The organism is Nocardioides oceani (genome assembly GCF_030412965.1).
Classification (GTDB): domain Bacteria; phylum Actinomycetota; class Actinomycetes; order Propionibacteriales; family Nocardioidaceae; genus Nocardioides; species Nocardioides oceani.
In genome coordinates this window covers 1-8,761 of sequence record NZ_JAUHJQ010000028.1, presented here as the reverse complement: position 1 = coordinate 8,761, position 8,761 = coordinate 1, and the positions used below count along the sequence as shown (strand labels likewise).

General features: G+C 61.4%; 9 protein-coding genes. 1 reads left to right on the top strand and 8 read right to left on the bottom strand.

The features are described 5' to 3' along the window. Positions 1-85: 85 nt before the first annotated feature. The 5 genes from QWY28_RS24490 to QWY28_RS22885 form a co-directional block, all read right to left on the bottom strand. Entirely contained in the window at positions 86-736 is a 651-nt protein-coding gene (locus tag QWY28_RS24490) for an ABC transporter permease (RefSeq protein ID WP_369292712.1), read from the bottom strand. Continuing rightward, entirely contained in the window at positions 733-1,521 is a 789-nt protein-coding gene (locus QWY28_RS22900; protein WP_300955239.1) for an ABC transporter permease, read from the bottom strand. The genes QWY28_RS24490 and QWY28_RS22900 overlap by 4 nt, the downstream gene beginning before the upstream one ends. Before the next feature lie 67 nt (positions 1,522-1,588). After that, entirely contained in the window at positions 1,589-2,668 is a 1,080-nt protein-coding gene (locus tag QWY28_RS22895; protein WP_300955238.1) for an extracellular solute-binding protein, read from the bottom strand. A 30-nt stretch (positions 2,669-2,698) separates the two neighbouring features. Beyond that, positions 2,699-3,130 carry a hotdog family protein gene (locus tag QWY28_RS22890; RefSeq protein WP_300955237.1) on the bottom strand — a complete coding sequence of 144 codons (432 nt, stop codon included), beginning with the start codon at positions 3,128-3,130 and terminating at the stop codon, positions 2,699-2,701. 74 nt (positions 3,131-3,204) lie between these two features. Beyond that, positions 3,205-4,068: an AMP-binding enzyme gene (locus tag QWY28_RS22885; RefSeq protein ID WP_300955236.1), complete on the bottom strand. Its 864-nt coding sequence runs from the start codon at positions 4,066-4,068 to the stop codon at positions 3,205-3,207. Between QWY28_RS22885 and QWY28_RS22880 the strand changes: the two genes are divergently transcribed. Next, a complete protein-coding gene (locus tag QWY28_RS22880; RefSeq protein ID WP_300955235.1) occupies positions 4,063-5,394 on the top strand; it encodes an ISL3 family transposase in 1,332 nt (443 codons plus the stop codon). The two genes, QWY28_RS22885 and QWY28_RS22880, sit on opposite strands and share 6 nt — an antisense overlap. Here QWY28_RS22880 and QWY28_RS22875 read toward each other — a convergent pair. The 3 genes from QWY28_RS22875 to QWY28_RS24485 all read right to left on the bottom strand — a co-directional run bounded on the left by QWY28_RS22875 (position 5,366) and on the right by QWY28_RS24485 (position 8,073). After that, on the bottom strand, positions 5,366-6,256 hold the full coding sequence (locus QWY28_RS22875) for an AMP-binding protein (protein ID WP_300955234.1): 891 nt from the start codon (positions 6,254-6,256) through the stop codon (positions 5,366-5,368). The two genes, QWY28_RS22880 and QWY28_RS22875, sit on opposite strands and share 29 nt — an antisense overlap. Positions 6,257-6,668: 412 nt before the next feature. Beyond that, the gene (locus QWY28_RS22870; RefSeq protein ID WP_300955233.1) at positions 6,669-7,268 is read right to left on the bottom strand and encodes a TetR/AcrR family transcriptional regulator; all 600 of its coding nucleotides are present in this window, start codon (positions 7,266-7,268) and stop codon (positions 6,669-6,671) included. Positions 7,269-7,881: 613 nt separating this feature from the next. Then, positions 7,882-8,073, bottom strand: coding sequence for a DDE-type integrase/transposase/recombinase (locus QWY28_RS24485; RefSeq protein WP_369292711.1), 192 nt, complete (start codon positions 8,071-8,073; stop codon positions 7,882-7,884). Positions 8,074-8,761: the final 688 nt, after the last annotated feature.

Sequence of the window (8,761 nt, the reverse complement as noted above, 5' to 3'; positions counted from 1 at the left end):
CGCCTCGAGCACCTACGCGGATCAGCGCTCGGGTTCCGCAACCTGACCAACTACATCGCCAGGAGCCTGCTCGAGACCGGCGGCTTCAGACCCCTACTACACCCCGGTCTGTGAAGAGCCCGTTATCGAACGACAGTATGAGGGCGAACAGCGCCCCGGCTATCAGACCAGGCGAAACAAGCGGGAGGGTAACTTGCCGAGCGGTCGACCACGGACCGGCACCAAGGCTAGCTGCCGCCCGTTCGAGATTCTCGTCAAAACTGGCGAGACTCGCGAGGACCGTAGTTACCACCATAGGTATCCCCAAAGCGGAGTGGGCTAAAAGAAAGCCAGGCAGCGTCCCGACGAGACCGAGACGCAAAAACGCCGCATATATTCCTATACCTAGTACGATCTCCGGAATAATGAGGGGCGTAAGCAAGGCTGCTCGGATGGGCTCCCTCCCACGAAGCCTGCCCCATCGAAAGAGGCCTACAGCGGCCGCTGTGCCCAAAACCACGGCGATCAATGCTGACAGCGCTGCGATCAAGACCGAGTTGAGTGCAGCGTCACGCCACGCTGGATCCTCGAACAGGTTTCGGTACCAGCGAAGTGACCAACCCTTTGGAGGGAATAAGAACGACGCCTTGTCCGTGAAGCTGACGGGAATGATGATCAAGGTTGGCAGAGTCAGCCACAGCAAAACGAGCAGACCAGCGAGCCACAAAAGAAGGCGTCGCGCGCGCACGGCGGTCATGGTCGCCCCCCGCTCAACACTCTGCGAACCGCAAGCGCGGTGCCTAGTACACCGAAAGTGACGACCAGTAGCAGTGTTGCCAACGCCCCGCCGCGTCCGAAGTTCAGCAACGACCCCACCTGTTGAAACATAGCTTGAGCAAGCAACGAACTCGACGGCGATCCAAGAAGGGCGGGTGCCAAATAAAACCCCAGACTCATAATAAACACGATGAGACTACCCGCGACGACGCCCGGCATAGACAAGGGAAGAAATATGGCCCGAAAAGCCCTGAAGGGAGACGCTCCTAAACTTTCAGCCGCACGCACCAGCCCCTTGTCTATGCCGCGCATGCTGGCAACCAGCGGTAGGACCATGAATGGCAACAACAACTGCGCCATTGCAATGGTAGGCGCCCAACGAGTTCCCAACAGCACCCCGTCGAACCCGATGAGGCCCAGCGCGTTGTCCGCAATCCCGTGAGGCTGGAACAAGATAAGCCAAGCAAACACCCGAACCAGTAAACTCGTCCAAAAGGGCAGGATGGTGAACACCATAAGAACCGCAGCAACACGTGGCCCGCTGCTCGATATGAGATAAGCAAGCGGGTACCCCGCTGCAAGACATATTGCCGCAACAAAGAGACCCGTAGTGATGGTACGCCAGATGATCTTTAAGTAGACCGAGTTGCCGAAGACCCATGCGTACGCGTTCGTCCCCTCCTCCCGCAAGGTGATCGACTGCCACACGCTGGTGGCAAGAGGGTAGAGAATCGCAAACGCGATGAGAAGAAGCGCAGGGGCCACCAGCGCTCGACTCCACCGCGGTCGGCCCGCACTGGGCCGTAGCGCTCGCGCCGCCGTGGACGAGCTTCTAACCATTGATCCAGGTCGTCCACCGGTCAGTGAGGCTGCCAATGTTATCGCCCCACCATGCGCTATCAACGGTGACAGGGTCAACGTACGGAGCTTGACTGGCCTGATACTTCGCGACGAGAGGATCAAGCTTCGGATCCGAATTGACGTTGGTCCCAGGGTAGCTGGTTTCCTGTGTGACGATCTCCATCTGCTCAGCTCCTAGAGCGTAGTTGATCAGCGCCATGGCGGCAATTGGATTCGGCGCACTCTTAGGGATGACCAGCTCGTCGTACTGCACGAGCGGGCGATCATAAACAGGCTCCCAGTTGGCACCGTTCTCAACAGCCCCCAACACGCGACCGGACCAGAAAATGCCCATCGCCGCCTGACTAGACTCAACCATCTGTGTTGCTTGCGCCCCGGTAGACCAGAACACCAAATCTTCCTTGATGGTGTCCAACTTAGCGAAGGCCCGATCGACGTCCAGGGGATACAATTCTTCCGACGCTACGCCATCTGCCATGAGCGCTGCTTCGAGTACTGCCGCGGGGTTCCCAGCGAAAACGGCGCGCTTGCCTGGGAACTGGTCCACGTCAAAGAAGTCTTGCCAATCATCCGGAGCCTCTGGGAACTCGTCAGCATCGTAAGCGAAAATATTTCCGGTTCCCACGACAGGCACGGAGCATGCAGATCCTTGATTGTCTGGCGGGAGCACCGACCGGTCGATGATCTTCTCGTCGAGTTCCATAAGAAGCGAACCGCAATTAGCTGCTGCCCAGGTCGACTCGACATCCACCACATCCCACGTTCCCTGGTCAGCCGCAACCTGTGCCTTGATCTTGGCATAATCCGTCGGGGAATCCTCCACGATCGTGGCTCCGGAGTCCGACTCGAAGCCCTTCACCCCCGCCATCTGCCCCTCTTGAATATCGCCCCCCCAAGACGTGTAGTTGACCGTGACCCCCTCGAGCGAGTCCGGCTTCACTGTGCCAGCAACCGGAGCCCCTTCAACCACGTCGGAGGCACTGATTGATTCGGATTGATCTCCACCACATCCGGCCGCCGCGATAAGCGCCACCGCACCGACGAACGTCAAGCCGCGTCGTCTCCCCAAATTGCTCATATCCTAAACCTTCCGAAAAGTGATTGGATTGCTGCTGCGGTCCTTGTTCCTGAATTCAGTCGTGGTACGCGGGAGTACGAGGCCGAGCCAGTCGGCAACCATCCCAGGTCGTTCTTGCCCAACGGCTCCAATCACACAGTGGTACCTCATCAGGTAGCCCTTACCTCTGGACTCTGCCGCCCGGATCTCCATCGTGAAGTATAGTTCGTCCGTCGTGTGAAGTGGAGCCGTGAAACGGACGCGGTCCACGCCATAGTTGAAGGTAAAGCAAGTGACTGGGTCGGGCCGCACAAGACCGTGAACGAGGTAGTCGAGTAGGGCCAAGGAGTGGAAGCCTTCGATCATTCCTTCGGGGTAGTCAGCCGCGAGACTATCCTCGTACGTCGTCGTCACCCCAGTGATGTCTTCGAATGTATCGACCTCCTGCTGGGTCACTCGAAAACTATCTGACGCAAATCTCCGACCAACCAGGGTTGGCAAGTTCTCAAACGCAACAACTTCTTGGCTGTTCATTGAACCCTCATTTCGGTTCGATCCCAGACGTCATCAAGGGCGTGAACGCCCGCGACCTTCAACTGGGCCTTCCTGATTCGTTGAGACGGCGTTCGAGGGAACGGGCGGTCCCGAATCTCGTAATAGCGCGGGATCTTATGAGGTGCGAGACGTTCCGTACAGAAGTTCACCAACTCTGAGAAGTCAACGCGCTCAACGCCGGTGAACTCCACATAAGCTTTCCCCTCTTCACCACGAAGATCATCGGGGACGGGAACAACCGCTACATCGTGCACTGCTGGGTGCGAACGTATTACGGCCTCCACCTCGAACGGCGCGATGTTTTCGCCACCCCGCCGTATGACCTCTTTGAGCCGTCCCCTGAAGAAGTGCATGCCGTCCGCGTCGCGGCTTATCTCGTCCCCGGTTCTAAGAAACCGGCCCAGCGTGACATTCTCAGTCTCCTGCGGGTTATTCAGGTAACCCGCCATCATGAATGGCCCGGAGACCGCTAGTTCCCCATTGGTCTCGCCCGTTAGTGGCAACCCCGCTCGATCCACGATCTCGACGTCCACCTCCGGGACAGGCAGCCCAATCGCCCCCGTGCCTATGTAAGAGTCAGCAAGATGGGGGGGCATTGCGAGATTCAGTCCAGTCTCTGACAATCCGTAAACGTCGTACCACGGGAATCCGAATCTCTCGACCAGTTCCCGGTGGTGTCGCGGTGGAACTCCGATTTGCAGCGCCATTCGCGGCTCTTCACAGTTGAGGGTGTAGCGGACGACGCGGCCGGGGTCGGCGCGTCGGTGCCGGGATAGAGGTCGAGGTCTTTCGAAGATGGCGGTTCCTACGCCAGCCACCCGAAAGACCTCGACGTGCACGACGCTACCCGTGCGGGCGCCTTCGCCTGCGCTGATCTGACGACCTTCTGCCGCCTCGATGAGCTCGGGCTGATCGTGACCGGTCAACGGCTCGAGGCGAAGCGGGCGATCCTGGCCTGCAAGGTCGTCGAGCCCGAAGGCTCACTTGAGAGGTGGTGCCGCCGCTGCGGCGGGCAGGGGGCGCCGCGCGACACCGTGATCCGCGAGCTGGCCCATGAGCCGTTCGGGTGGCGACCCACCACGCTTCGCATCACCGTGCGCCGCTACCGCTGCATCGAGTGCAAACACGTGTGGCGCCAAGACACCCACCGTGCCGCCGAGCCAAGGGCCAAGCTGTCTCGTCGCGGGCTGCGGTGGGCGCTGGAGGCGATCGTGGTCGGGCACCTGTCGATGAGCCGCGTCGCCGAGGGCCTCGGGGTCGCGTGGGGCACCGCCAACGACGCCGTCCTGGCCGAGGGCAGGCGGGTGCTGATCGACGATGAGCACCGCTACGACGGTGTCACCGCGATCGGGGTCGATGAGCACGTGTGGCGCCACACCAGACGCGGCGACAAGTACGTCACCGTGGTCATCGACCTGACCGCGGTGCGCGCCGGCACCGGCCCCGCCAGGCTGCTGGACATGATCGAGGGGCGGTCGAAGAAGGTCTTCAAGACCTGGCTCGCAGCCCGTCCTGAGGACTGGCGTCAGGGCGTGGAGGTGGTGGCGATGGACGGGTTCACCGGCTTCAAGACCGCCGCGGTCGAGGAACTCCCCGACGCGGTCGCGGTCATGGACCCCTTCCACGTCGTGCGCCTGGCCGGTGATGCCTTGGACCGGTGCCGACGCCGGGTCCAACAAGACCTCCACGGCCACCGCGGCCGCCGCAACGATCCGTTGTACCGAGCCAGGCGGACCCTGCACACCGGGTCTGACCTGCTCACCGACAAGCAAGCCGACCGGCTGCGCGCCTTGTTCGCCGACGACAGGCACGTCGAGGTCGAGGCGACCTGGGGGATCTACCAGCGGATGATCACCGCCTACCGCGAACCAGACAGACGCCGCGGCCGCGAGCTCATGACCAAGCTCATCGAATCGGTCAGCACCGGCGTCCCGAAGGCGCTGGTCGAGGTCATCACCCTGGGCCGGACCCTCAAGAAGCGCGCCGAGGACGTCTTGGCCTACTTCGACCGCCCCGGCACCAGCAACGGACCCACCGAGGCCATCAACGGACGGCTCGAGCACCTACGCGGATCAGCGCTCGGGTTCCGCAACCTGACCAACTACATCGCCAGGAGCCTGCTTGAGACCGGCGGCTTCAGACCCCTACTACACCCCGGTCTGTGAAGAGCCCCATTCGCATCGTGTGATTCTGTTCGTCGGTGGTGGGCTCGCGTTTCAACAAAAGATTCGGGATGGCTCCAATACCCAGCAGCACGGTAGTTTCAAACTGCTGAACTACGGACCAAAATCGATTGACGCTGAACTTCCGCATTGAGACGAATGGCGCACCAAGTTTTAACGAAAGGGCGAACAGCCAGATCGAGTCCCCGTAAAAGAATTGGAGAGGGTTGAGGAAGCTGTCTGTTGACCGCAGGTCGTAGAGTCGCCCAACCACGTCAACGTATCTGCAAGTTTCGCCTTGCAGGTGGGCGCAACCCTTAGGCATCCCAGTGGTGCCCGACGTATAAGTGATGAAGGTCGTGTCATGAATTGAGGGAGGCGCGGAAAGTAGATCAAACGAATCGTCTTCGTCGCAAAAGGCAAGCAATCCGTCAGGTTCCTGTTCGCCGAGGATTAGCACCTCCGATAGATCGGGACACTTGGTCTGGGCGGAGCGGAAGAGTTGAGACGCTTGCTGCTCGGCTAAAACCCACGCACTTCTAGAGTCCCGTAGCATGTGTTCCGCCTCCGTTTGGGTGAGCGCAGGATTCATGTTCACCATCGGATGGCCGGTACCAAGCAATGCGAGCCATATGATAAAGAATTCGGCACGGTTACCCATGGCCACAGCGATAGGAGTTCCGCGAGGAACACGCTTGGACACGTAGGCGGCGAACTGCTCCGCGCGCGCGAGCAGGGCCTCCGCTGTTAGCGAGGCCCCGTCCTCGAACTGAATCACCACGGCGTGTGGTTTCTCTAGCAGCACCGGAACCAGCGTCTCCACTATGGGTGCCGCTGGCATCACGCTCCAGGCGTTGCCTGTCACGCTGGTTGGCCATGAGAACGCCTCCGAGCGCTCCACGCCTCCCTCGGCCGAGCCGCCAGCGCCCCTGCTATGCGAAGTCACGAGTGTGTCACCTGCCGTTCGCGGATGTTACGCTTGTTGTACAACGGGTGGCATAAGTAGCGCAGACGCTTCATCTGATGTCAAGGACGTCTTGCAGGGATCGACCATCGACGCTGGAGCCGGGGCCCCGCGGGTCTTCCGAGAAGCGGCGAACCGTTCATCGTCTCTTCCTGCGCAGGGAACAGTCACCCGGCTCCTAACCGGCGACGGGCTTACGTTCGCGTGAAAAGGAGCTCAGCGGCCGTTGAGACGAAGGTGCTTGGCGGGTCCACGACCTCAAGGCAGCGATCCACTATGGCAGGCGAACGGCGACGACCACGGCGATGCGACGCTAGGGACTAGGAGAGTCGGGCTCCATGATCCCGACAGTCACAAGCAGTTGATCTGCAAACTGCAACTGCTTTTTTGGGGTCCATCGTCCTTCGTGCTCGACCGCGAGAACGGTCACCCCCGTCACAGCCACTCGGAGCAGGTCGACCACGAATTCAAGGGATTCGTCGTCGACGAGGCCCTCGAGGTGTCGGCGCAGGTCCCACCTCATCGTCGCGTCGAACGCTTGAAAGGTGGCAGTGGCGCTTGGCTCGGACTCGCGCTCCGCGAGCAAGCGAATCCTTGCCTGCTCTCGACGCAAGGCCTCTGCGCGCGTCGGTAACGCCCACGCCAGATATTGGCGCAGGCGTTCAATCGGCTCGTCGGTACCCGCGTCGATGTCGGCGACTTCCTGCCGCCAGATCTCAATTAGCTGGCTCGCCAGGTCGTCCAAGATGGCGGACCGTGTGGGGTAATAATGCGTCACGAGGGTCACAGAGCCGCCCAGCTGTCGAGCCACTTCACGGATCGTGACGGCGCGAAGACCGCCTGTAGCCAGCAGACCCATCGTCACCTTGACGATTCGGCTGCGTCGGCCGTCGTGATCCACGTGGCGGGGCACGAGCCGCTCCTGTTCTGACCGTAGCGATATTGAGCGTGGGTCGCGGGAACCGCACCCCTGCAGTCTTTGCAACCTACAGGGCCAAACACGGTGGGCTGAGCGTCGGGGGACCAAAGGGCTGCCTGACTTGTTGTTAGGGCAAGGATGATCTCCTTCGGATCTCGCAACTAGCGGTGAGAGACGATCGGCTTTTTCGTCGCTGCGGTCGGCGAGTGCCGTATGCGCTTACGTCGCAGGAAGCCTGCCCCGGTTATCCGGACACGGGTGGTGTGGTGATCATGCTGCGCCTTATGCGGCGGTGCGAAGAGACCGGTGTTCGTAGTCGACGGGGCTGAGCATTCCGAGCCGTGTTTCGTCGGCGGGGGGTGTACCAAGCCTCGATTCACTCGAGATCGCGGTTCCCAGCTTCTTGGGGTGTCTGCCAGACCGCCCCTGGTGTCGAGCAGCTCGCGCTGCATAGTCGACCAGAACGACTCGATCGTCGAGTTGTTCACGCTGGGTGCGACCGTGCCCATGGATCCGAGCAGGCCGGCGTCTCGCAGTCGGTGTCCGAAGAACCAGTCTGGTGTATTGACTGCCCTGTCGGCGTGGACCACCGTCTCGGGACGGCGTGTCAAGATCGCGATTTGTAGGGCATCGACGACCAGCTTGAGCGCATGCGGTCCGCGATCGACCAGCCCACGACTTGTCGGGTGAACACGCCGAGGACTGCAGCGCAGTAGACCTTCCCGCCCCGGGTGGGGTGCTCGGTGATGTCGGTGCACCACAACCGGTCCGGTCCAGCAGCGACGAAGCGTCGTTGCACGAGGTCCTGGTGGACCGCCTCAGCGGGCTTGCGACGACGCTTGTGTCGGTGGCTGGTCCGGCGCCGACCGGTCACCCGAAGCAACCGGGCGACCCTGTTTACGCCCGACCTGACACCAAGGCCCAGTCGTAGTTCGGCGTGGAGCCGTCGGGCGCCGTAGAGGCCCGCGTGACATGGCGTAGATGTCCACGATGGCGTTGGCCAGGTACGCGTCGACAAGGTCCTGCTTCGACGGCGGTCGGTCGCGCCACTAGTACCCGGACCGAGAGACCTTCAAGACCCGGCAGGTCACAGCGACGGGGTACCCGTTCGCGGCAAGCTAGTGGACGAGCCGGAATCCTATTTTGGGAGCACGTTCTCCTGGGGAAGTAGGCACTGGCCTTCTTGATGATCTCGATCTCCGTCTGCCGGCGACGATTCTCCCGACGCAGCCGGACCAACTCCTTACGCTCGTTGCTCGAGAGGCCTTCCTTGCGCCGGTGTCGACGGCGTCCTGGCTGATCCAGCGGCGCGAGCCGACTCGCTGATCCCTACATCCTTGGCAACCTGGCCCCCGAGGCCCCGGGCTGACGTGCCAGACCGATTGAGAATGACAAGCCCATTTGGCCCCACTGTGCTGCTTTGATTTGGCCCCACCCTCCGGGTCAATGCATCGGTTCCGGGGTTGGCTCCCGGGGGGGGGGGGGGG

What these genes read in the sequence shown, in the direction of transcription:
- QWY28_RS24490 (WP_369292712.1), bottom strand. Translation starts at nt 736, where the DNA reads ATGACCGCCGTGCGCGCGCGACGCCTTCTTTTGTGGCTCGCTGGTCTG.